Annotated in this window: 25 protein-coding genes; 9 read left to right on the forward strand and 16 right to left on the reverse strand. The window is 73.7% G+C overall.

The genetic code is table 11. The features are described 5' to 3' along the window. Window positions 1-33: 33 nt before the first annotated feature. The 4 genes from H7A72_RS00360 to H7A72_RS00375 are packed head-to-tail and all read left to right on the forward strand — an operon-like array spanning window position 34 to window position 3,347. The gene (locus H7A72_RS00360) at window positions 34-531 is read left to right on the forward strand and encodes a transglutaminase family protein (protein WP_223277935.1); all 498 of its coding nucleotides are present in this window, start codon (window positions 34-36) and stop codon (window positions 529-531) included. 10 nt (window positions 532-541) lie between these two features. Beyond that, on the forward strand, window positions 542-1,369 hold the full coding sequence (locus H7A72_RS00365; protein ID WP_185221249.1) for a patatin-like phospholipase family protein: 828 nt from the start codon (window positions 542-544) through the stop codon (window positions 1,367-1,369). After that, a complete protein-coding gene (locus H7A72_RS00370) occupies window positions 1,366-2,394 on the forward strand; it encodes a 1-acyl-sn-glycerol-3-phosphate acyltransferase (RefSeq protein WP_185221250.1) in 1,029 nt (342 codons plus the stop codon). The genes H7A72_RS00365 and H7A72_RS00370 overlap by 4 nt, the downstream gene beginning before the upstream one ends. 29 nt (window positions 2,395-2,423) lie before the next feature. Next, window positions 2,424-3,347, forward strand: a complete 924-nt coding sequence (locus H7A72_RS00375; RefSeq protein WP_185221251.1) for an alpha/beta hydrolase — start codon at window positions 2,424-2,426, stop codon at window positions 3,345-3,347. A gap of 179 nt (window positions 3,348-3,526) precedes the next feature. Here the strand turns inward: H7A72_RS00375 and pheA are convergent, their stop codons facing one another. Genes pheA through H7A72_RS00390 form a run of 3 tightly spaced genes read right to left on the reverse strand, consistent with a single transcriptional unit; the run spans window position 3,527 to window position 6,138 of the window. Then, complete coding sequence (pheA, locus tag H7A72_RS00380; protein WP_084450899.1) at window positions 3,527-4,459, reverse strand: prephenate dehydratase; 933 nt, start codon at window positions 4,457-4,459, stop codon at window positions 3,527-3,529. Between the two features lie 30 nt (window positions 4,460-4,489). Then, the gene (locus tag H7A72_RS00385) at window positions 4,490-4,897 is read right to left on the reverse strand and encodes a DUF4446 family protein (protein ID WP_185221252.1); all 408 of its coding nucleotides are present in this window, start codon (window positions 4,895-4,897) and stop codon (window positions 4,490-4,492) included. Next, window positions 4,894-6,138: a glycosyltransferase 87 family protein gene (locus H7A72_RS00390; RefSeq protein ID WP_223277704.1), complete on the reverse strand. Its 1,245-nt coding sequence runs from the start codon at window positions 6,136-6,138 to the stop codon at window positions 4,894-4,896. The genes H7A72_RS00385 and H7A72_RS00390 overlap by 4 nt, the downstream gene beginning before the upstream one ends. 54 nt (window positions 6,139-6,192) lie before the next feature. Here H7A72_RS00390 and H7A72_RS00395 point away from each other — a divergent pair, with 54 nt between their 5' ends. Continuing rightward, a complete protein-coding gene (locus tag H7A72_RS00395; protein ID WP_223277705.1) occupies window positions 6,193-8,361 on the forward strand; it encodes a hypothetical protein in 2,169 nt (722 codons plus the stop codon). Here H7A72_RS00395 and H7A72_RS00400 read toward each other — a convergent pair. The 4 genes from H7A72_RS00400 to H7A72_RS00415 form a co-directional block, all read right to left on the reverse strand. Beyond that, window positions 8,343-8,999, reverse strand: a complete 657-nt coding sequence (locus H7A72_RS00400) for a hypothetical protein (RefSeq protein WP_185221254.1) — start codon at window positions 8,997-8,999, stop codon at window positions 8,343-8,345. The two genes, H7A72_RS00395 and H7A72_RS00400, sit on opposite strands and share 19 nt — an antisense overlap. A gap of 310 nt (window positions 9,000-9,309) precedes the next feature. Continuing rightward, a complete protein-coding gene (locus tag H7A72_RS00405; protein ID WP_185221255.1) occupies window positions 9,310-10,773 on the reverse strand; it encodes a glycosyltransferase family 87 protein in 1,464 nt (487 codons plus the stop codon). Then, a complete protein-coding gene (locus H7A72_RS00410) occupies window positions 10,770-11,471 on the reverse strand; it encodes a glycosyltransferase (protein WP_223277706.1) in 702 nt (233 codons plus the stop codon). Before H7A72_RS00410 ends, H7A72_RS00405 begins: the two co-directional genes overlap by 4 nt. 2 nt (window positions 11,472-11,473) lie before the next feature. Further along, window positions 11,474-12,355 carry a DUF5926 family protein gene (locus H7A72_RS00415; protein WP_084450889.1) on the reverse strand — a complete coding sequence of 294 codons (882 nt, stop codon included), beginning with the start codon at window positions 12,353-12,355 and terminating at the stop codon, window positions 11,474-11,476. 99 nt (window positions 12,356-12,454) lie between these two features. Here H7A72_RS00415 and H7A72_RS00420 point away from each other — a divergent pair, with 99 nt between their 5' ends. Continuing rightward, complete coding sequence (locus H7A72_RS00420; RefSeq protein WP_084450887.1) at window positions 12,455-12,934, forward strand: ATP-binding protein; 480 nt, start codon at window positions 12,455-12,457, stop codon at window positions 12,932-12,934. On the opposite strand, the gene H7A72_RS00425 is transcribed toward H7A72_RS00420, so the two are convergent. Further along, on the reverse strand, window positions 12,935-13,675 hold the full coding sequence (locus tag H7A72_RS00425) for a thermonuclease family protein (RefSeq protein ID WP_223277707.1): 741 nt from the start codon (window positions 13,673-13,675) through the stop codon (window positions 12,935-12,937). 168 nt (window positions 13,676-13,843) lie between these two features. Here H7A72_RS00425 and H7A72_RS00430 point away from each other — a divergent pair, with 168 nt between their 5' ends. Both H7A72_RS00430 and rsgA read left to right on the forward strand, forming a co-directional pair. Next, window positions 13,844-14,347 carry a hypothetical protein gene (locus tag H7A72_RS00430; protein ID WP_185221256.1) on the forward strand — a complete coding sequence of 168 codons (504 nt, stop codon included), beginning with the start codon at window positions 13,844-13,846 and terminating at the stop codon, window positions 14,345-14,347. 76 nt (window positions 14,348-14,423) lie between these two features. After that, a complete protein-coding gene (gene rsgA / locus H7A72_RS00435) occupies window positions 14,424-15,575 on the forward strand; it encodes a ribosome small subunit-dependent GTPase A (protein WP_185221257.1) in 1,152 nt (383 codons plus the stop codon). On the opposite strand, the gene H7A72_RS00440 is transcribed toward rsgA, so the two are convergent. From H7A72_RS00440 to H7A72_RS00475, 8 genes are all read right to left on the reverse strand, one after another. Next, on the reverse strand, window positions 15,547-16,203 hold the full coding sequence (locus H7A72_RS00440; RefSeq protein ID WP_185221258.1) for a hypothetical protein: 657 nt from the start codon (window positions 16,201-16,203) through the stop codon (window positions 15,547-15,549). The genes rsgA and H7A72_RS00440 overlap by 29 nt on opposite strands. Window positions 16,204-16,210: 7 nt before the next feature. Continuing rightward, a complete protein-coding gene (locus H7A72_RS00445) occupies window positions 16,211-17,119 on the reverse strand; it encodes a hypothetical protein (RefSeq protein WP_185221259.1) in 909 nt (302 codons plus the stop codon). Continuing rightward, window positions 17,116-17,967 (reverse strand): ATP-binding cassette domain-containing protein, encoded by an 852-nt coding sequence (locus H7A72_RS00450; RefSeq protein ID WP_185221260.1) that lies wholly within the window; start codon window positions 17,965-17,967, stop codon window positions 17,116-17,118. The genes H7A72_RS00445 and H7A72_RS00450 overlap by 4 nt, the downstream gene beginning before the upstream one ends. Further along, window positions 17,964-18,788: a hypothetical protein gene (locus H7A72_RS00455; RefSeq protein WP_185221261.1), complete on the reverse strand. Its 825-nt coding sequence runs from the start codon at window positions 18,786-18,788 to the stop codon at window positions 17,964-17,966. The genes H7A72_RS00450 and H7A72_RS00455 overlap by 4 nt, the downstream gene beginning before the upstream one ends. After that, a complete protein-coding gene (locus tag H7A72_RS00460; protein ID WP_185221262.1) occupies window positions 18,785-19,345 on the reverse strand; it encodes an RNA polymerase sigma factor in 561 nt (186 codons plus the stop codon). Before H7A72_RS00460 ends, H7A72_RS00455 begins: the two co-directional genes overlap by 4 nt. An 81-nt stretch (window positions 19,346-19,426) precedes the next feature. Further along, window positions 19,427-20,275, reverse strand: a complete 849-nt coding sequence (locus H7A72_RS00465) for a hypothetical protein (protein ID WP_185221263.1) — start codon at window positions 20,273-20,275, stop codon at window positions 19,427-19,429. Window positions 20,276-20,330: 55 nt separating this feature from the next. Then, window positions 20,331-20,468 (reverse strand): hypothetical protein, encoded by a 138-nt coding sequence (locus H7A72_RS00470; RefSeq protein ID WP_185221264.1) that lies wholly within the window; start codon window positions 20,466-20,468, stop codon window positions 20,331-20,333. 135 nt (window positions 20,469-20,603) lie between these two features. Next, window positions 20,604-21,626 (reverse strand): pirin family protein, encoded by a 1,023-nt coding sequence (locus H7A72_RS00475; RefSeq protein ID WP_185221265.1) that lies wholly within the window; start codon window positions 21,624-21,626, stop codon window positions 20,604-20,606. A 109-nt stretch (window positions 21,627-21,735) separates the two neighbouring features. Here H7A72_RS00475 and H7A72_RS00480 point away from each other — a divergent pair, with 109 nt between their 5' ends. Then, on the forward strand, window positions 21,736-22,659 hold the full coding sequence (locus H7A72_RS00480) for a pseudouridine synthase (RefSeq protein WP_185221266.1): 924 nt from the start codon (window positions 21,736-21,738) through the stop codon (window positions 22,657-22,659). The last annotated feature ends 135 nt before the right edge of the window (window positions 22,660-22,794 follow it).

Below are 22,794 nucleotides of genomic sequence, written 5' to 3' on the forward strand. Positions count from 1 at the left end.
GCCCCCGAGGTCGTCGCCTACTCGGCCGGCATCCTGCCGCCGGACCGGCCCTTCGGCGAGGCTCTCGTGGCGCTCTACGCCGACATCTACCGCGACTTCCGCTATGCCAAGGGCACGACGAGCGTCAAGACGACGCTGCCCGAGCTGCTCGCCCAGCGCGAAGGCGTCTGCCAGGACTTCGCCCACCTCGCCGCCGGGTGCCTGCGCGCCGTCGGCATCCCCGGCCGCTACGTCTCGGGCTACATCGAGACCCGACCGGCGCCGGGCAAGGTCAAGCTCCAGGGCTCCGACGCCTCGCACGCGTGGGTCGCGGCGATGACGCCCGACGGCGACTGGGTCGACCTCGACCCGACCAACAACCACTTCGCCGACTCGCGCTACATCGTCACGGGGTGGGGGCGCGACTTCCGCGACGTCTCGCCGCTCAAGGGCGTGATCTTCGGCGAAGGGGGTGGCTCCAGCCTCAAGGTCGGGGTCGACGTCATCCCCCAGGACGGCTCCGATCCGCGGGCCGACACCCCCGCCCAGTAATCTGACGCCCATGTCCATGACCGCCTTCGTCCTCGGCGGAGGCGGTGTCCTCGGAGCGACCCAGGTCGGCATGCTGCGCGCGCTCCTCGCCGCGGGCATCACCCCCGACCTGGTCGTCGGCACCAGCATCGGCTCGGTCAACGGTGCCTTCGTCGCGGCCGACCCGACCGCCGAGGGGGTCGCCCGGCTCGAGGAGCTGTGGCGCGACGTCGTCCGCTCGGGCGAGATGAGCGAGAGCCCGGTGCGGCAGGCCGCGCGCTTCGCGCGCCACGGCACCCACGTCATGCGACGCGGGCTGATCCCCGGGCTCGTCGAGCGCCACCTCGGGGTCGACCTCATCGAGGACCTGCCGGTGCCCTTCCAGTGCGTCGCCGCCGAGATCGAGAGCTCGGCCTCGCGGTGGTTCACCGCCGGGCCGATCGCCTCGGCGGTCGCCGCGAGCTGTGCGGTGCCGGGTCTCTTCGCGCCGGTCGAGATCGACGGGGCGCACTACTACGACGGCGGGCTCGTCCACTCGATCCCGGTCGGGCGGGCGATCGCCCTGGGCGCCACCGAGATCCACGTGCTGCAGGTCGGCCGGGTCGAGCAGCTGCTCTCCGCGCCGACCAACCCGCTCGACGTCGGTCTGGTGGCCTTCGAGATCGCGCGGCGGCACCGCTTCGTCGAGGAGATCGCCGAGGTTCCCGACTCGGTGCGCCTGCACGTGCTGCCGAGCGGCACCGACAAGGCACCGACGACGTCGGTGCCGCTCGGCCGGGGCACCATGGCCAAGGTCGAGGACCGGATGTCCCGGGCCTTCGACGCGACGAGCGCCTACCTCGACGGGACCACGCGATGAGGATCAGTGCCCTCCCTTCGCTCCCGGCGCCGCCGCTGTGGCTGCGGGTCGTCCTGCAGGCGATCTACCCGCTCTTCGGCATCGTCATGTCGCTGCTCTTCCTCGTGCTCGTGCCCTTCCTGCTGCTGCTGTGGCCGTGGGACCGGCACCTCGCGCTGCTGCGCTGCCTCTTCCTCACCGTCTACATCATGTGGGAGGACATCGGCCTCGTCGTCGAGTGCTGGTACCTGCGGCTGCGCTCGCCGCGCGGTACGAGCCCGACGTGGGACGCCGACCACCTCGCCCTGATCCAGCGGGCGCTCAACAACGTGCTCTACACGGCCAAGAGGGTCGTCGGCTTCCACATCGAGATCGAAGGTGAGATGACCGTGGGACGCCCCGGCCACCCGCTCGTCGTCATCTCCCGGCACGCCGGCCCCGCCGACTCGCTCGCCATCGCCTGGCTGCTCGCGGGCACGGCCGGGCGGATCCCGCGGATCGTCCTCGCCGACGCGATGCTCTGGGACCCGGGCATCGCGATGGTGCTGCAGCGGCTCGACTCCTACTTCGTGCCCTCGCGCTCCGGCGCCGGCGACGACCGGACCAAGGGGGTCGCGACGCTCGCCTCGACCCTTTCGTCCAAGGACGCGATGCTCATCTTCCCCGAGGGGCGCAACTGGACCCGCGAGCGGCACGAGGACCAGCTGCGGCGGCTCAAGGCGGCGGGCGAGGCCGACCGGCTCGCCACCGCGGTCTCGAGGCCGTGGGTGCTCGAGGCTCGCTCGCGCGGCGTGGCGTCGATGCGTCAGCACGCGCCCGACGCCGACGTCATGGTCATCTCGCACACCGGGCTCGACATGATCTCGGGGCCGGCCGCGGTGATCCGGGCCGTGCCCTTCCGCAACCGGCTGCTCATCCGGGGCCGCACCTATCGCAGCGAGGACGTGCCGACCGACGGCGACGCGGTCGCCGAGTGGCTCGACGCGCGGTGGGGCGAGGTCAACCACTGGGTCGACACCCGGATCAGCGGGCGCGAGCACCTGTGAAGCCGTGGTTCCCGCCGACGGTGAGCTCGGTGGCTGTGACCGCCGCGGGCGAGGCGGACAACCGCGTGCACCGGTGGCCGCTCACGCCCCGGATCACCCGCTGGCTGCGGACGAAGGGGGCCGACGCCCGCCTCGCGGGATTTGAGGCGGATCGCGCTGCCCTGGGGGTCGAGGTCGAGCGCGATGTCCGCGGGGACCTGGTGCTGACGAGTTCGCAGTGCCGTAGGGCAATGCGAACTGAGGGGGCGTGGGTGCTGTGGGTGCACGGGGGCGGCTTCTGCTGGGGGTCGGCGCGTGACGGGACCGGGCTGCGGCTCGCGGCCGGGCTCGGGCGCCCGGTCGTCTCGGTCGAGTACCCGCTCGCGCCCGAGGCGCGCTTCCCGGTGGCGATCGAGCGCTGCCTGGCCGCCTACGAGGCCGGGGTGCGCGAGCGCGGGCCGCGCGTGCTGCTCGGTGGCGTCTCCGCCGGCGCCAACCTGGCCCTCGGTGTGCTGCAACGGATCCGGCAGCGGCGTGCGGCCGGTGAGGACCTGCCGCTGCCGCTCGGGCTGGTGGGGTTGACCCCCTTCGGAGACCTGGCGGGGGAGGGCGACTCCTATCGCGTCAACGAAGGGCGCGACGCCTACCTGCGCTGGCGCGGGCAGCAGGAGCGCTTCGCGCGGGCCTATGCAGGGCGGGCCGACCTGCGCGACCCGCGAGTCTCACCGGTGCACGCCGACTGGTCGGGCGAGGCGCTGCCGCCGGCGATCTTCACGACCGGCACGCGAGACCTCTTCCTCTCGGACACTGCCCGGATCCACACCGCGTGGCGGGCCGCCGGTGGCGACGCGGACCTCGTGCTCGCCGAGGGGATGTGGCACTCGTACCTGTCCGACGCACGGCTGCCCGAGTCGGCCGGGCTGATGACCCGGCTGCTCGACTGGTGCGAGGGCGTGCTGGCGCGGGAGCGGTGAGTGTGACCCGTCTGGTGGAGCAGCGGCGTAGTGGGTGCGGGGCCCGACGGCCGCCGGGGGGGCCGGTGGCGACGTGAGCCGAGCCCGGCCAGCGCACTACGCTCCTGCTCCACCAGGTGGGTCAATGACGCGCGGCTGCCGCCGCCCGCACCGGCTCACCGCCTGCGGCAGCGCGAGCCTCATCCGCCCAGCCGGCGCAGCCGGTCGAGCCACTCCCGCGCGGCGACGAAGGCCGCGTCGCTCGTGATCGGGTCGACCGAGATCGGGGTGCCGGCGGCGGCCGGGTAGGACCCGAGGAAGCGCACGTCGGCGCACACCCGGTGCAGGCTCATCAGCGCCGCGCCCACCCGCTCGTCCTGCACGTGCCCCTCGAGGTCGATGGAGAAGCAGTAGGAGCCCATCGACTCCTTCGTCGGCCGCGACTCGAGCCGGGTCATGTTGATCCCGCGGACGGCGAACTGCTCGAGCAGCTCGAGCAGCCCGCCCGCGCGGTCGCTGCGCTGGTAGAGCACGACCGTCGTCTTGTCGCGTCCGGTGGGCGCCGGGAGCCAGTCGGGCCGGGAGACGACGACGAAGCGGGTCACCGCATTGGTCATGTCACCGATGTCGTGCCCGACGACCTCGAGCCCGAAGTGCTCGGCCGCGATCGGCGCGCACACCGCGACGTCGTAGCCGACCTCGCCCGGGTGCTCGGCCAGGTCCTTGGCCGCCGACGCCGTCGACAGCGTCGGGACGTAGATCGCCTGCGGCGCAGCCTTGCCGGCCCATCCGCGGACCTGTGCCCACGCGTGGCTGTGGGTGCCGATGGCGCGCGCCGCGGCCAGCGTGGTGCCCGGCCGGGCGCATGCGACGAAGGTGATCGGCACGAGGACCTCGCCGACGATGACGAGCGGGTCACCCGAGGCGAGGGCGTCGAGGGTGGCCGAGACACCCCCTTCGACGGAGTTTTCGATCGGGACGACCGCCGCGTCGACCTCGCCCGAGCGCAGCGCGTCGAGGGCCGCGTCGACCGACCCGAGCGGCACCTGCTCGTGCTCCGCGTCGGCCACCCACGACAGCAGCGCCTGCTGGGTGAAGGTGCCCTCGGGGCCGAGGTAGGCGTAGCGGGTCATCTCTCTCCTCCTGGTGACGGACGAAGGGGGTCAGGCGTCCGGTGACCCGGTGCGGGCCGCGGCGAGCGCCTGGCGCTCCTCGGGGGTGAGCGTGGCGTCGGCATCGCCACCGACGACGCCCTTGGCGTAGGTCCGCGACTCCCCGCGGCCGTGGATGCTGCTCACGACGAGGCCGTCGCCGGCGTCGTCGATGATCGCCGCGGAAAAGGACAGCCGCCCGCCCATGTCGCCGAAGGCGTCGTAGCGCACGACTGCCACGTGACGCAGCGCCTGCGCGATGTCGTGACGAAGGGAGGCGAGGTCGCCTTCACCGACGGGGGAGCGGTGCTCGAGCTCGGCGACCCGTGCCGCGAGCCGCCGGGTCGTAGCGAGCGCGCCGGCGGCGAGCGCCAGCGCGACGACGAGCCCGCACAGCAGGGCGATCTCGACGGCGGTCATGGCGTCACCCTAGGCGCTGCCTCCGGCTCCGCGGCCGTCATCTCACGGTCGCTGCGCCGCACCGCCCACGCGAGGAGCACGAGGACGACGACGCTGCCGATGACATTGCCCTCCTGGAGCAGGTCGCCGACCCAGCGCGGGTCCCGGTCGGCGCGCACCCACAGCACGCCCCAGAAGGGCAGGGTGCAGACGAACCACGCGACGACGACGGCGGCAGCGGCGACGCGCGGCCAGTCCGGCCGGCGCCAGTGCACAACGTATGGGCCGAGGATCGCCGGGACGATGACCATGATCCAGTGCAGATGGTGCACCCACGAGACCGGGGAGAGCAGGAAGCCGGCGAGCCCGACGGCCGCGACCTCGGCGACCCAGTCGCCCTGGCGGTGCGCCCGGCGGGCGACCCAGTAGACGGCGACCCCGACGACGAGCAGCCACGGTGCCCACGCGAGCAGCAGCTCGGGGCCGTCGAGGCCACGCCGCAGGAGCGTCGCGCGGAAGGCCTGGTTGGCCGACCCCTCATTGGGGCCCAGCCGGGTCGGGTCCGACAGCGCCCCGCCCCAGAAGGTGAAGGAGGCCTGCGGCAGGAGGAACCACGCCGCCAGCGAGACGAAGGTCGCCGTCCCGATGGCCCATCCGGCCTCGCGCCACCGCTTGCCCACGAGGTAGTGGATGACGAAGACGCCCGGCGTCAGCTTGATCGCCATGGCGAGACCGACGAGCACGCCCGGTGGCACCGTCATCAGCCAGCGCTGCCGGGGCCGCTGCAGGTCGAGCAGGCAGGCGAGGACGAGGAAGGCGTTGACCTGGGCGAAGCGGATCCCGTCACCGACCGGCTGGGTCCACAGGAAGCCGGCGGCGACGACCCCGACGAGCACCGGCGCCCACACCCCGACCCGCTCGCGCAGCCGGTACCAGGCGAACCAGACGATCGCGACGTCGGCGGCCAGCTGGGCGATGGTCCAGCCCCAGGCCGCCACCTCGAAGGGGACGAAGGCCAGCGGGACGGACAGGAAGGCCGCGATCGGCGGGTAGGTGAAGGGCAGCAGCTGCGGCGGCTGGGTCATCTGCGCGTAGATGTCGCGCCCCTGCAGCACCGACAGGCCGCCCTCGCGGTAGACCTGCACGTCGACCTGCCACTGGTCCTGCGGGAAGAAGACGAGGAACTTCGCCACCGGCCAGGCCGCGACGAGCACGAAGAGGACGACCCCGAGGATCAGGTGGGGTCGGCTCAGGCGGCGCATGTCGCCATTGTGTCCGACGCCTCCCCGCCCGGCCCGGATCACTACGGTGGGTCCATGGCCAGCGGACGTCACCCCCTTCGTCCCCGGGGTGCGCCCGCCCTGCTGCTGGCCCTGCTCGTCCTCGCGGGTCTGGCCGTGCCGCCGGCCTCCGCCGCCCCGCAGGACGAAGGGGGACCCCGTGACGTCGTCGTCATCGGCGCCCCCGGCCTGTCGTGGAGCGACGTGACCGAGGAGGGCGCGCCGGCGATCACGAGCTTCGCGAAGGGGGCGGCCCTGGCCAACCTCAACGTGCGGTCGACGTATTTCACGTCGTGTCCCAGCGATGGCTGGCTCGGGTTGTCTGCCGGGACCCGCGCCGCCGAGCCGCGCGACGTGACGCGCGCCCAGCTGCGCGCCGACCCGCGGGCGCTGCCGACGTGCAGTGCCCTGCCGCAGGTCGACAGCTCGTCCGACCTCACGACCGTCGAGATGGACCCGCAGTACTGGGCCGACCTGTCGCAGCGGATCTCCCAGCAGGGCTTCGACGCGCAGATCGGGACGCTCGGCGAGACCGCCGAGGAGGCGGGCGTCTGCGTCTCCGGCAGCGGACCGGGGTCGGTCCTGGCCGTCGTCGACCACGCCGGCGGCGGCTGGTCCGGGAGGGCGGGGATCAACGAGCCGTGCCCGATCACCCTCGTCGGCGCCCCCGCGATCACGGTGCCCGACGGGGTCCGGGCCCAGCAGGTCGCGGCGGTCGACCGCACCGTCGCCGACGTCGTCGCGTCGGTCGACGGCGACACGGTCGTCATCCTCGCCGGCCTCTCCGACGACGGCGGGAAGCCCGGGCTGCGGGTGCTCGCGATGCACGGCGCCGACGTCGAGCCGGGCTGGCTGCACTCCGACTCGACGACCCGCGACGAGATGGCCCAGGTCGCCGACGTCACCCACACGACGCTCGCGCTCGCCGGGCTGACGCCCCCCGACAGGGTCACCGGCCGGATGCTCGTGCCGGTCCCCGACGACGGCGCCTACGGGGACCGGCGCGCCTCGCTCGTCGACGACGACGCCCAGCTGCGCGCGGCCGACGAGGTCATCCCGCCCTTCTTCCGGGGCTTCGGCCTCGGGCTCGCCGGGCTGCTCGTCATCGCCGGGCTCGGCGGGGCGCTGGGCCCGCGGTCCCGCCGCCCCGTCGTCCGTCGCGCCGTTGGCGTCGTCGCCCTGGCGGCGATGGCGGTGCCCGCCTCGACCTACCTGCTGACGCTCACCCGGTGGTTCGACACGCCTTCTGCCATGGGCGGGTTCGTCCTGCGGCTGGCCGTCATCGACCTGGCCCTGCTGGCGCTGGTGCTGGTGGTCGTGCTGCTCGTCCAGCGACGCTGGCCCGGTGACGAGGGAGCGTCGGGCGGGCCACGGCGGTCGGCGCTCGTCGCCGTGGGTACCGTCGCCGGTGTGACGTGGGGTCTGCTCGCCGTCGACCTGCTCCTCGGCGGGCGCATGACGATGCTGTCCGTCCTCGGTCTGCTGCCCCTCGACGGCGGCCGCTTCCACGGCTTCGGCAACGTGCCCTTCGCGATCTTCGTCGCGGCGGCCTTCTTCCTCATGGCGGCGCTGGCCTCCCCCTTCGTCGCGGCGGGGCGCCGGCGGACGGCTGCGCTGGTCGTCGCGGTCGTGGGGGGCGCGACCTTCGTCGTCGACGCCTGGCTCGGAGCCGACGGCGGGGGCGCGCTCGCGCTCATCCCGTCGGTCGGCTACCTCGTGCTGGCCGTGGCGGGGGTCCGGCTCGGCTGGGGCAAGGTCCTGACGATCGGGGTCGCGACGGTCGTCGGCTTCCTCGCGATGGCCGGGCTGGACTGGCTGCGTCCCGAGGAGTCGCGCACCCACCTGGGCCGCTTCTTCGGCAGCCTGCTCGCTGGCGACGCGTGGGGGATCCTCGTGCGCAAGCTCGAGACCAATGTCGACCTGCTCCTCGGGCCGGAGCGGACCGCGCTGCTCGTGCCGGTCGTCCTCGTCGCCGTCATCTGGGTGCTGGCGCGGCCGGACAGCGCTGCGGGGCAACGGATCCAGCCCATCCTGGCGGCATACCCGGCACTGCGCGTGGGGCTCATCGGTCTCGTCGTCGCGCTCACCGTGGGCTTCCTGCTCAACGACTCGGGCACGGCGATCCCGGCCGCTGCCGCGCTCGTCCTGGGCCCCGCCCTCGTCGTCCTGTGGATCGGGTCAGCGCGTCAGGGAGCCCGCAGCTGACGGGGGTAGCAGGCGTTGTCGAGGTCGTCTCCGCTCAGCCACGAGAACTCGACCGCGCACCATGCTTCGGCGTCCTCGCGGGTGGTCAGCCATCCGGGGTCGACGATGGTCATCCAGATCTTGTCGTCGTCGGCTCCCACGGTGCTGCCAAGATCTTCGGCCTTGAGCAGGTAGACGTCGGTCCAGGCGTAGGTCGACTCGTACCCCTCGTGCAGCTCGAGGATGTCGGGGAGTCGGAAGACGTGCGACCCGCTGCTCGTGACCTGGCGGTCGTCACGGGTGCCGTCCTGCTTGGCCGAGAGGCTCACCGCCCAGTCGCCGTCGGCGTCGAGCCGGGCGAGCGACTCGTCGCGCTTGTCGCTCAGCTGCTCGGCCGCACTCGGCGGGGCCGCGGTCGTGGTCACCGTGGTCGTGGGCGGCGGCGTCGCGGTACTCGTCACGGTCGTCGTGGGCGGGGGTGTGGCGGTCACGGTCGTCGTCGGCGTCGAGGTCGAAGGGGGCCCGGCCGCGGGCTCGCCGTCGGAGCCGAAGAACCACAACGCTGCACCACCCGCACCGAGCAGCAGGACACCGGCAACGACGGCAGCGACGATTGCGGTCCAGGGCGGGCCGCCGTGCGAGCCGGGGGGTGGGGCCATCGAGGCCCCCGCTGTCGGTGCACCTGCAGAGGGCGTGACCGGGAGTGGACCTGGGCCCGCGGGCGGCGCCGGCTGCACGATCCAGTCGTCCCACGAGGTCTCGGGCGACGGCTGCGGCCAGCCCGGGCCGGGGTCGAGTGCTGCCTGGGCGCGGGTTGGCTCGTCGTCCTGCCAGAAGCGACCGGCGTCGTCCGTGCCACCATCGGTCGCCATGCGGACCCCGCACCCGGGGCAGAAGGCCCCCGTGCCCGTCGTCCCGCACGAAGTGCACTCCATCTCGTCCCCCCGGGTTGCGCGCGATCACTGGATCTTAGATCCGTTGACCCCTTCCTGACCATCCCCTGACTCGACTCTGACGGGCTTGCCGGCACAGCACCCAGATCGCGACCCACACGGCGACCGTGGCCAGCGGCGACGCAACGAAGCGGAAGCCCAGCGTCACCGTCTCGATCGTCTCGGGCAGCTGGACGCGACCGGGGACGTAGGCCAGGGCGAGGACGAGCGAGCGACCCACCAGCAGGAGCAGCACCGGAGCGAGCCGACGCCACCCCTCGCGCCCCACGACCCCGACGAGCACGGCGGTCGCCAGCCACTGCGGCAGCTCGTACCAGGGCAGGACGTAGCCCGCGCCGAGCGCGTAGGCCGTCGTGAGCACCCACAGCGCCCGCACCACGACCACGTCGGTCAGGCCCTCGGTGATCCGCCACAGGGCGATGGCGAGCAGCAGGCACGCGCCCGCCGCGATCCAGGTCGTCGTCGTGCGCGCGAAGGGCTCGCTCGTGGCGAGGTCGAGCAGCGTGTAGAGGCCACGCCACGGCATCGCGTAGGAGATCCCGCCGCCGGCCTCGGTGATCCGACCGAGCGCGTGGGCACCCACGACGGCATGAGCCGGCACGAGCACGAGGAGGGTCCCGAGCACGAGTGCACCGGCGCCGGCCCACCGACCCCCACGCCGTGAGAGCAGGTCCCACAGCAGCGCGACCCCGACGACCCCGGCGGTCAGTTTCACGCTCGCGGCGAGCCCGGTGGCCAGCCCGGCGAGCAGCGGTCGCCGGGCGAGACCGAGCCCGATGGCCGCGGCCATCGCGCAGACGGCGAGGGTGTCGACGTGCGCCCCGAGGACCCCGGCGCCGAGGACGAGGGCATTGGTCGTCCACCACCGGTCGACGGTGGGCCGGGATGTGCCCAGGCGCACGAGCAGCTCACGGGCGCCGAGCCAGGCCGCGACGACGAGCGCCTGCCAGACCCACACGACCTGCCGGGCGACGTCACCGCCGACCCCGGCCGCGAGCCCCATGAGCCACGTGCCGACCGGCCCGTAGACGCTCGTCGCCTCACGCCACGGGTCCTGGACCCGGCTGACGACGGGGTCGGCCCCGCCGCGCCACTGCGCCGGCACGACCGACCACGGGTCGCCGCCCTCGACGAGGATCCGCCCGTAGGCCGCGTAGTTGGTGTGGTCGGCGGTCCCGAAGGGCGCGGTGAGCAGCACCAGCCCGGCGAGCACCACGAGGTGCCACCACCGCAGGCGAAGGGGGGTCGGCCGCCGCACGTGCCGCCACAGCGAGGCCGCGCCCAGGGCGTAGCCGGTGGCCTGGAGGGCGATGACCGTCCAGCCGCCGAGCCGCCACGGGAGCGAAGGGGGAGCCCAGCCCCTCGGTCCCAGGGGAGGGAGGGCCAGCGAGGTGCCGCTCGCCCCGACGAGCAGGAGCAGGCCGATGCCGACGACGAGCAGGCCGAGCCCCAGCGGGTCGCGGTCGCCGTCGTCCCTCACGACAGGAAGCGCCGAGCCAGCAGCGCCGTCGACACGTCGCGCAGCTGCATGGCCCGGTGCACCCGGCCCTTGATGTCGTTGCCGGTGCGCCGGTGGGTCAGCTCCACGGGCACCTCGACGACCCGCCGGCCTGCCCGCAGCACGTCGACGAGCATGGCCGCCTCGACGCCCCAGCCGGACGCCAGGGGGGTGGCATCGGCGAAGGTCGCCCGGGTGAGTGCCCGCATGCCGTTGAGCGGCTGCTCGATCGCGCGCCCGGTCATCGCCTCGATCTGCGCGCGGGCCAGCCGGACGACGCGGCCGGAGCCGAGCGAGGACGCCGAGCGCGGGATGTTGGCGACGGTCAGGTCGGCGGACCCGAGCAGGACCGGGACGAGGAGGGGCTCGAGGTTGGCCGCGGACTCGGCGAGGTCCGCGTCGGCGAAGAGGAGCACGTGCTCGGGCGATCCGGTGCGCTGCTCCTCGGTGACGAGCCGGGCGACGCCGGTCTCGAGGGCGGCCGCCTTGCCGCGGTTGGCGGGGTGGCGCGCGACGAGAGCCCCGGCGTCGGCGGCCTCGCTGGCCGTGGCGTCGGTCGACCCGTCGTCGACGACGACCACGACGTCGACGTCCTGGAGCGAGAGCAGTGCTGTGACCGTCGCGGCGACCCGCTCGGCCTCGTCCTTGGCCGGGACGATCGCGGCCACTCTCGCGGACATCGTCAGCGCAGGGTCACCTGCCGCGAGAGCAGACCGGAACGGGCCCGGCGCTCGTCGGCAGTGAGGTCGTCGGTCGTGGCGGCCGCGGCCGCGTAGCGGGTGGCGAAGTCGGCCACCGCGCCCTCGTGCTCGGCGGGCTCGGAGTCGGCCGCGACCTCCCACACGGGGACGACGAGGCCGCCGGCGCGGAACATGCCGAGCAGGCGGCGGTCCTCGTCGAGGTGCGCCTCCCCCTTCGCGTGGAGTCGGGCCAGGGCGGTCGTCGCGCTCTCCTCGTCGTCGGCGAGGACGTGGCGGATGTAGGTGCGCTCGCCGATGCGGCACCAGTAGGTGCTCGGGGTGCCGGCGATCGGGGTGGTCGGGACGACGGACTCGTTGGCCCGCTCGAGGGACGCGGCGGCCTCGCCGCTCACCTCCTGGCCGTCGACCCAGAAGTCAAAGCCCTCGTGGACGGTGATGTCGAAGGGGGCGGAGGTGTCGACGAGGTCCTGCAGCCGCGGGGTCTCGGCGGTCGTGCGCGGCAGCTGGGGGATCGGGGCGCCCGGCTCGGCGGCCAGGGCGGTGAGCAGCGCCTGCGCGAGGTCGCGGCTCGGGTCGCCGCTGCTCGACCCGGACTGGCTGGCGATGAGCACGCTGCCGTCCTGACGGCGCAGCGCCGGCCAGGCCATCGGCAGCACGCTCGCGAGCGTCACCGTGTCGGGGGAGTCCGCGGGCACCGCGTCGGACCGCAGCGTCAGAGTGGCCGTGGCCGCCGGGAGGATCTCGTAGGCGGCCACCCAGTCGGGCTCGCCCGGCAGCCCCTCGAAGGGGCGTGCGACATATGGCACGGGGGCGACCTTGGTCTTGCCCTGTGCGTCCTTCTTGCGACGTGAAGCCTTACCCATGGCGGTCAGCGTAGGCGCTGCACGGCCCGGGAGTTGGGTCGCACCGCCGTGGCAGGGACAATGACCGGGTCCGCGACCGCGACGAAGGGATCGTCAGACATGGGGCAGCCACAGGACGGCGCCGCGACCGCACCGACGCTCGACTCCTTCGGGGGAGAGATCGGCCGCGGCCAGGCCCGCACGATCCGGGCCCGCTGGGAGCTGCAGACCGTCACCCGGGTGCGCGAGGCGATCGCCCTCGACCTCGCGGCGCGTGAGGTCAGCGAGCAGGTCATCGGCGAGGCCGAGCTCGTCGTCACCGAGCTGGTGACCAACTCCCTTCGGCACGCCTCGCCGCTCGCCGACCGGACCGTGCGCATCCACTGGAAGGCCCGCGGCGACAACGTCGAGGTCGAGGTGAGCGACGGCGGCGCCGAGACCGAGCCGGCCCCGGCGCCCCGCCAGATGTGGGCCACGTCCGGCCGCGGCCTGCGGATCGTGCGCAGCATCGCCCACGAGTGGGGCGTGCAGCGCGACGACAAGCAGACGACGGTCTGGGCGGCGCTGGGCGGCCCGTCGCGGCGACGCGTCGGCCCCTGATCAGACCTTGCTCTTGCGCCACCCGGCGTTGCGCGCCTGCGTCTCGGTGCAGAACCAGCGCTCGCCCTTGCTCGTGTCGATCTTCGTCACGTTGTAGAAGCGCTGCCCGGGCAGGTGGTAGATCCGCTCGCCGCTGCTGCTGATGTTGCCCTTGATCTTGCAGCTGGTGCTGACCGGCGTCGGCTTCGGGGTGGACACGCACGAGCGCCACAGCCCGCGCTTCGCCGACTTGGCCCGGCTCTGGGCACGTCGGTGCGAGTACTGCCCGGCGTACTTACGGTTGTAGGTGTACTCCCGCGCGTAGCCCCCCTCGATCATCTTCAGCGCCAGCGACGTGCCGCCGGGCGTGTAGACGTGGCGCAGCAGTCGGCCGTACTTGTCCTTGTTGCCCTGCGAGCCGTCGGCCTTGATGTAGACGGTGCCGCCCTTGGTCAACTGCTTCATCCGGCTCGTGGCCTGGGTGCCGTAGCACTGCCGAGGGTTGGTCTCGGGGGCGTTGAGCCCGATGAGGCGCACGGGCGTGGAGCGGCCCTTGACCCGGACCCGGATGGTGTCGCCGTCGGTGACGCTCACGACCTTGACCGCGTAGCTGCCCTTGGGTCGGGCGCTCGTCGCCGAGGCGACGGCCGGCGCGAAGACGGTGACGGCAGAGGGTGCGACGGCAGCTGGTGCGGCGCTCGCGGCGGTGGGCAGGGACAGCATCAGGGCAGCGGCAGCCAAGGTGGCGGTGGCGCGGATCACGGCAGAGTCCGCGTGACGAAGGGGGGTGAAAGGGTGAGTGGAGGCCCCTGCGATGCACCGCTCCCGCGGTCCCCCGGGCGTCATCGTGGCGGAGGGTGATTGATCTGTCAACGGTCTGGTGGTGAGTCCGTCCCACGCGCCGGGGTGCGGTCCTCCTAGGGTGTGGCCATGAGCTACGCGATGCCGCCCCAGCAGCCCACGAAGCGCGGGACCCCCTGGGTCTTCGTCACCGGTCTGGTCATCCTCCTCATCTCCTTCGTGCTGTGCGGGATCGGCGGGTTCTCCGTCTTCGGCCAGAGCCAGGAGCTCGCCGACGAGCCGATGCAGACCGGGTCCTACTCGGTCACCCTCGAGGAGGGTGAGTCGGTGGCCGTCTGGTCGGAGACCGCGACCGCATCGTGCACCGTGACCGGTCCCGCCGGCGCCGTGTCCGACTCCGGTACGGGCGACCAGTCGGTGACGGCAGGCGACAAGACGTTGCACCGGGTCATGGCCTTCGACGCCGAGCAGGGTGGCGGCTACACGATCAGCTGCACGGCGCCCTTCGTCGTCGGGGACAACCTGTCCGTCGGCAGCATCGTCATGGCCTCGATCGGTGGCGCACTGTGCTGCCTCGCCGTCGTCGTCACGGTCATCGGCCTCGTCGTCTGGCTGCGCCGCCGACGCGCCTGATCCCTGACGGACCGGGTGCCGGGCCCGGCAGATAATCACTGGCGAGCGGCCCGGCACCGGTGCCACCGTGGTGCCGATGAGCGACACCACCACCGTCCCCACCCTCACCGACCTCGGGTGGGACGAGACGACCGCGGGCGCCTTCGACGACGCCGTGACGGGCTCCCCCCTTCGTGGCTCCTCCGTCGCTCCGCCCACGCGGAACGTGGGACCCAAGGACGGCGCCTTCGACCTCGTGGCGGGGCGCGTCGGCCGGGTCGACCGCGGGCGGGTGACCGTCCACACCGCCGACGGGCCGACCCCGGCGCTCGTCCGGCTGCCGGCGGGCAGCGAGCTGGAGGACCAGCCGACGACCGGCGACTGGGTGGGCCTGGAGCGCCGCCCCGACGGCGACGTCGTCCGCGTGGTCCTGCCGCGCAGCTCCGCGATCGTGCGCAAGGCCGCCGGCGAGCGGTCCGACGCCCAGGTCATGGCCGCCAACCTCGACCACGTGCTCGTGGCCGTGCCCTTCGAGACCCGGGTCAACCTGTCGACCATCGAGCGCTATCTCGTCGTCGCCTGGGAGTCCGGGGCGCAGCCGCTCGTCGTGCTGACGAAGTGCGACCTCGCCTACGACCCGGACGCCACCCGCGCCGAGGTCGAGACGGCCGCGCCCGGGGTCGACGTCCACGTCGTCTCCGCCGAGACCGGCGAGGGCGTCGACGTCCTCGCCGCGGTCCTCTCCGGCGGGACCACCGCCCTCGTCGGCCAGTCCGGCGCTGGCAAGTCGACGCTCGTCAACGTCCTTGCGGGAGAAGAGGTCCAGCTCGTCTCCGGGACTCGGCAGGACGGCAAGGGTCGGCACACGACGACCGCGCGCGAGCTCATCGCCCTCACCGGCGGAGGGGTGCTCATCGACACCCCCGGCCTGCGCTCGATCGGGTTGCACGACGACGACGACGGCGTGGCGCTGACCTTCCCAGACGTCGAGGGACTCATCGCGTCGTGCCGCTTCGCCGACTGCGCCCACGAGACCGAGCCCGGCTGCGCGGTGCAGGCCGCACTGGCCTCCGGCGAGCTCGACGAGCGTCGCTGGCACAGCTGGGGCAAGCTCCAGCGCGAGGCGGCGTGGATCGCGATGCGCACCGACCCCGCCGCCCGGGCCGCTGCCCGCAAGCGGTGGGCGGCGATCGGGAAGTCGGGCAAAGCGCGGGCAGCGCTCAAGCGGGGGCGCGACCCCTTCGCCTGATGCCATGGGTGGATCCGCGGTGGTCCCCGGCGCGCCAGTGAGCCGGCCACCACCGCGCATCGAGGAGCCCGAGGACCAGCACCGCGAGCGCCGACCCGGCCAGAGCCGTCCACAGGACGACGCTCGCCTCCCACCGGCCGTCCGCGTAGGGCAGCAGGGGGAGTCGGTCGGCAGCCGGCCGCACCACGGACCACACCGTGACCCCGGGGACGATCGTCACGGCCCAGACGCGTCCCGGTGTCGGGTGGCCCACGGCTCGCGCCCACGTCACCGCGGCAAGTGCGATCAGGGCCGCGGCGACGCCCTGCCACCACACCGCCCGGGCGTGGCCGAAGAGGCCGTCGCGAGCCCACCAGACGGCGAGGCTCCAGCCGGCGAGGACCAGACCGACACCCGCGAGGCGGGCGAGCGTGCGCCAGGCCAGGGGGCGCGGCAGGGTGTCGACGACGTCGGCGCAGGTTTCGTCCAGGCACCACCCGACACCTCCGGCGACGAGCCCGACGGCGACTCCCTGCAGGGGCCACAGGGTCCACGGGTCGAGCTGGAGCACCCGCACGACCAGCAGGACGAGCCCGCTCACTGCCAACAGCAGCGGCCACGGCACGGCGCGGGCGAGGTAGGTGCCCATCGTGGCCTCAGAAGGCCCGCCCGGGCACGGGGTTGACGGCGGGGTCGGGCAGGCCGAGCAGCATCGTCAGGGCGAGCGCGCCCAGCGCGACCAGCCCGAGCGCGACGGCGGTCCGTACGAGCCGACCCCGCGGTGCCTCGGCGTCATGGGCCAGTGCGGCGACGACGCCCAGCGCGCACAGCGCGAGCAGGTAGACGATCCACAGCTGCGGAGACCCCGGCGTCGCGACCCAGTGCGTCTCGTCGCCCCCGGCCGTGCTCCACCCGAGGGGCCCGTACCAGTAGGTCCAGGGCCACACGACCTTCCACCGCCACGTCGACTCGAAGTTGCCCTGCAGGACGATGGTGACCAGCGCGAGCAACACGACGGCGAGGGCCGTGGCCCCGCGGAAGGGCATCCAGCGCGCGACGAGCAGCCCGAGGAGCGGTCCGCCGACGGCCGGGATGACCGAGAGGGCAAACATCACGGCCAGCACGTGGGCGTCGTCGACCGGGCCGAAGGGGACGGCGCCGGCGGCCGGAGGGCGGGCGGAGTAGGTCCACCAGAGCAGGGCGAAGACGACGAGGGCCGTTGCGAGGGGGACGACGACTGCGCCGACGAGGGCCAGCGTGCGGGTCGACTCGCTCGTGGCGACGGCCCCGGCGGCCGCGGCCGACTCGTCCGACCGTCGGGTGAGGCGGGCCATGACGACGAGGCCGAGCAGGCCCAGGGTGGCTGCCGGGACGATCATCGTCATCGTCGACGACGTCTCGTCGTCCGGTCCGACGAGGCCGGTGGTGACGACGGCCAGGCACAGCGCCGTGCCCACGAGGTAGGTCCACGATCTGGCGTAGCCGACGACCTCGTGACGGGTGAGGACGGCGAGGGCCGACGGGGTCGCCGGTCGTCGGGCGGGGTGGGGTGCGGCGATGCTCATGACGGGACTCCGGTGTCGAGGTGGCGGATGAGGAGGTAGGCGTCCTCGACCGAGGGGTCGACCGCCTGACCGTCGGGTGCAGGGGTGCCGCCGACGGAGCGCTGCTCGCCGGTGCCGGTCCGCCAGCTGGCGACCGCGCCCGTGCTCGGGCTGGGCCCGACGTGGACCCGGCCGGCGGCCGTGGCGAGGAGGCCTGGGACCGACCCGTCGAAGCGCACCCGCCCGCCGTCGATGACGACGACCCGGTCGCAGAGGGCGGAGACGTCCTCGGTCTGGTGGGTCGAGAGCAGGACGGTGCCCGGCACGGCCGACAGGACCCGTCGGAGCGAGGCGCGCTGTTCGGGGTCGAGGCCGGTCGTCGGCTCGTCGAGCAACAGCACGGCGGGGTCACCGATGAGCGCCTGGGCGATGGCCAGCCGGCGCCGCTGCCCCCCGGAGAGTCGGCGGATGCGGTCGGTGCTGCGCTGGCCGAGGTCGACGAGGTCGAGCACGCGCAGCACCTCGGTGTGCCGTCGCTCGGTGTCGCGCCACTCCTTGAGGACCGCGATGTAGTCGAGGAAGCCGAAGGCGCTCATGCCGCGAGGGAAGGTCACCTCCTGCGGCACGTAGCCGATCCGACGGCGGGCCGCGACCCGCTCTGCCTGCCCGGCCGTGACGTCGAGGCCGTCCACGACGACGGTGCCGGAGGTGGGTGGCATCGCGGTGGCGACGAGCCGCAGCAGCGTCGTCTTGCCCGCACCGTTGGGGCCGAGCAGCCCGACGATCCCCGGCTCGAGGCGAAGGGAGGTCGGGGCCAGGGCCTCGGTGCGGCCGTAGCTCTTGGCGAGGTCGTGCAGGACGACGGTCATCGTCGGCCTCCTGTCGGTCGAGCGGGGTGGCGGGACGCCGCGATGAGCGCGACGACGAGTGCGGTGGTGGCGAGGGCGATGGCGCCCTGGCCGGCGGGGGTGGCGAGGGCGCTCGCCGACCCGCCTCCGGCGAGCGCGCTCACCACGACTGCCCAGCCCCCGGCCACGACCCCGCCGGCCAACCGGGCGGGCCAGTGGTGGATCAGGGCGAGCGTGGTGGAGGTCAGGCCGAGCGAAGGGAGGAGCCAAACCCACGCGAGCGCCCCGAGGACGGGGACGGCGAGGCTGACGAGCAGCATCGAGGGCAAGGCCACGAGGAGGACGGCGAGGGTGCGCACGAGGGCGACCCGGAGGCGAGAGTGGGACGTGGTGGCTGACAGCTCGCGCAGCGTGTCGGTCGCGTCGTAGGCGGCGACGACGGCGAGCACGGGGACAAGCGGTGCGAGCAGGAGGAAGGCGGCGTCACCCAGGGCAGCGGGTACCTGGCCGGCGACGGTGCCGACCGCGAGGGAGCCGCCGAGGGAGAGGGCCCACGGGATCCGGAGCGCACCGGCGGCGTCGACGAGCACGACGTCGCCGGGGTCGACGCCGCTGTCGACGAGCAGTCGGTGCAGCAGGCCTGGGCGGGGCGTGGCCACCCGGCGCCGCACCCCGGCCCAGAGCTCGTCCCGGGCGAGATCGGGGACGACGAGGTTCGCCCTGCAGGTCGCGCACCCGGCGAGGTGGGACTCGACGGCCAGGTCGGCCGCGGGCGGCAGGCGGTCGTGGGCGCAGGCCTCGAGCAGCGCGGGGTCGGGGTGCCATCCCTCGGTCGTGGTCATGTCGTGCCTCCCTGGGAGAGCAGCTGCTCGCGCAGCCGGGTGCGGGCGGTGCGCCAACGGCTCTTCACCGTCCCCTGCGGGATGGCGAGGAGCCGGGCGGCCTCACGGGTCGTCAGTCCGTCGACGACGACGGCCTGGACGACGGCGCGCAGCTCGGGGGTGAGGGTGTCCAGCGCGGTGCCGAGGTCGCCGTGCTCGACGGCGAGCAGGAGCTCGTCCTCGGCGCTGCGCACGCTCGGGACGAGCAGCGCCATGGCCTGCGCAGAGACCGGGGTCGGCGCGGTCCGGACCCGCAGTCGGTCGACGAGCCGGTGGATGGCGATGCCCCAGAGCCAGGCGCCGACGTCACCGTCGCCGCGGTAGCGGCCGGCGCAGCGCCATACTTCGACGAAGGTGTCCTGCAGGGCCGAGGCCGCGAGCTCCGCGTCGGAGGTGCGACGTCGCAGGCGCCAGAGCAGCCAGCCGTGGTGCCGGTCGAAGAGCTCGCGCAGCGCGAGCTGGTCTCCCTCGGCGATGGATGCCAGGACCTCGCGGTCACTGGCCAGCTGCTCGGCCATACCCCCACTGTCGACCCGTGGGGGCCCCGTGGATCACCCTTCGGCGAAACTTTGGTGCGAGCGGTCAGGTGCGGGCACGAGCTACCAGGGCTGGACGAGGTCGGCCAGGTCCCGGCCGAAGCGCTCGGCGCTGCCCGGGCCCAGGTGCAGCCCGGTCACCGAGATCGTCACGACCACGACGAGCATGCCCAGTGTCGCGAGCTGGGCGGTGCGCCGCTCGCCGTGGGCGTCGCCGTGACCGGCCGGGTCGCGCAGCGACAGCCAGGTCGTGAGCGCCAGCGCGAGACCGGCCTGGACGAGCGCGATCTGCAGCATGCCGGCCGACAGTGCCCGGAAGGGCGAGACGAGCGGTAGCGCCACCTCGAGGACGACGACGGCCGCTGCCACGGCGAGGGACTGGAGCAGCCGGCGGCGCGGGGCGCTCGCCGGCCGGGCGGCCAGGTGCATGCGGTCGAGGGCCACGGCGAGCAGCACCCACTCGACGGCGAGGACGGCGACCCCGAGCGGCGGGCCGAGCATGCCGACGCGCACCGTCGGCCACAGCGTGAAGGTCGCCAGCACCATGACGACGATCCCGACGACCGTGCCGTGCCACATCGGGGACAGCCGGGCGGGGAAGGTCGTCGGCTGCGTCGAGCGTGAGCGCAGGCAGGCGATCAGCCCCACGGCGAGCGCGAGGCCGGCGGCGGCCATGCCGCCCCAGTGGGCGAGGACCCGGTGGCCGGCCGCGACCTTGCAGCCGGGTTCGGCGCACGAGCCGGCGTGCTCGGGATAGGAGGCGGTCGCCGACCAGCCGACCGCGACCAGGGCGAGGAGGGCCACCGCGACCAGCGCCCACGGCCAGTGGCGAAGGGGGGAGCCTCCCCCCTTCGTCGCGGGCCGGGCCGCATCGGCCGGGGCCGCCTGACGGGTCGCCGACGGGCTGGTCACCCCAACATCCTCACCCACGGGTGCGACATCGCCGCGGCGACGCGCCCGGTCGGCGTCACCGGGGCCGCGGCCTGCGGCGCGCGCCGAGGATCAGCCGCACGGCCAGCGTCGGGACGCCGATGAGGACGGCGAGGAAGGACAGGGCGACGAGCCAGGAGGCGAAGGTCCCCGCCGACGGCACGAAGACCCGCACGTACCAGGGGTAGTCGGTCTCGACGACCTCCTGGCGGCGATAGGTCGTGTCCCCGCCGCGCGGGTGAAGGTCATGTCCGTGGTGGCCTCCTTCGGGCGCACCGAGGTGTCGAAGCGGGTGACGAAGGGGGTCGGGTCAGAGGACGTCGTGGCCGGGGTGCCCGCCCTGCGCCATGGCCTCGGCGATCTCGAGGGCGGGGCGCACCTTCGGCGTCTTGGGGATGACGCCGAGGCGGCCGGCCTGGAAGTCCTCGAAGGCCGTGACGAGCTCCTCGCGCGTGTTCATGACGAAGGGGCCGTAGGCGGCGACGGGCTCCCGGATCGGGCGCCCGCCGAGCAGGACGACCTCGAGCGAGGGGCTGCGCGAGTCCTGGCGGTCGTCGGCCGTGATCTCCAGGGCGCCGCCGGCGCCGAAGACCGCGAGCTGGCCCTCCCGGATCGGACGGCGGTCGGGACCGACGGTGCCGCGGCCGGAGAGCACGTAGGCCAGGCCGTTGAAGTCCTCGCGCCACGGGATGTGCAGCCGCGCGCCAGGGGCGACCGTGGTGTGGATCATCGAGATCGGTGTCGTCGTGATGCCCGGGCCCTCGTGACCGTCCAGCTCACCGGCGATGACCCGCAGCAGCGCGCCGCCGTCGTGGCTGGAGAGCAGGCCGACCTGACCCGAGCGGATGTCCTGGTACCTGGGGTCGGACATCTTCTGGTGGCTCGGCAGGTTGACCCACAGCTGGAGCCCGTGGAAGACGCCACCGCTCACGACGAGCTCCTCCGGCGGGGCCTCGATGTGCAGCAGCCCGGAGCCGGCGGTCATCCACTGGGTGTCGCCGTCGGTGATCAGGCCGCCGCCCCCGTGGGTGTCCTCGTGGGCGAAGGTGCCGTCGACGATGTAGGTGACGGTCTCGAAGCCGCGGTGCGGGTGCCAGCTGGTGCCGCGCGCCTCGCCCGGGGCGTACTCGACCTCGCCCATCTGGTCCATGTGGATGAAGGGGTCCAGGCGCGCCATGTCGACGCCGGCGAAGGCGCGGCGGACCGGGAAGCCCTCGCCCTCGAAGCCCTTGGGCGCGGTGCTCACCGACAGCACGGGGCGCGAGACCGCCTCGGGGGCCGGCTGGGTGACGCGGGGGAGGGTGAGGATGTTGTCGACGGTCACGGCGGGCATCTGGTGCTCCTTCGGTTGATGGTCACCTGGGTCAACAGTAGTTGAAAATCAAACATTCCGCCTGCCCGTTCGTGTGGGTCCCACGTTCCCCTCGCCTACCCTCGGACCCGTGGCCCCTCGCTCACCCCTCCCCGCGCGCCACGGCCTCGGCGCGGCCTGGGTGCGCACCCCCGACCACGACCACGGCCGGCCGCGCCCGTGGTCGACGATGGGCCACTGGCTGCGCGACACCTCGCCCGAAGGGGTGGACGTCGACGGGATGCTGGCCGACGAGCGCTTCGTCTACGACGACGCTTCGGTGCTGCTGGCCGACGACGCCTACCGGCCGCACACCTTCGTGTGGTTCCACCGCGACCTGCGCGAGGAGCCCGCGGTGCCTGGCGAGATCACGGTGCTGCACCGTGACGAGCGACTCGTCGTCGTCGACAAGCCGCCCTTCCTCTCGACGATCCCGCGTGGGCGGCACGTCATGCAGAGCGTCACGGTGCGCCTGCGCGACGAGCTCGGGCTGCCGGAGCTCACCCCGCTGCACCGGCTCGACCGGGTGACTTCTGGCGTGCTCCTGCTCGCGACCGAGCGGCGGTGGCGCGGGCCCTACCAGACGCTCTTCGAGCACCGCCGGGTCCGCAAGACCTACGAGGCGCTCGCGCCCCGGCGTGACGACCTGGCCTTCCCGCTCACGGTGCGCAACCACATCGCCAAGACGCGCGGGGTGTGGCAGGCACAGGTCGTCCCCGACGCCCCGGTCAACGCGGTGACCGACATCGAGGCGGCGAGGGCGGTCGAGGACCTCGCCGTCTACCGGCTGACCCCGCACACCGGGCGGACCCACCAGCTGCGGCTGCACCTGCACGGCCTGGGCATCCCGATCGTCGGTGACCCGCTCTACCCCGAGGTGCTCGACGTGTCGGTCGACGACTTCTCGACGCCGCTGCAGCTGCTCGCGAGCACCCTCGAGCTCGTCGACCCGGTCGACGGGCGCGAGCGGCGCTTCGTCAGCGGGCGGAGCCTGCCGATCGCCCCGCCGGGCTGACCCTCCGAGCCTCTGGGTCGGCTCGTGGCGGGCCGGCTGCCGCTGACTCTGCAGGTCCGTTGGCTGCATACGCCACTGCTCCGTACCTCGGGTCGGCCCAGAGGACGGAGCAGTGGCGTAGGGGCCCGGGTCGGC

This window comes from Janibacter sp. YB324 (genome assembly GCF_014217915.1).
Taxonomy (GTDB): domain Bacteria; phylum Actinomycetota; class Actinomycetes; order Actinomycetales; family Dermatophilaceae; genus Janibacter; species Janibacter indicus.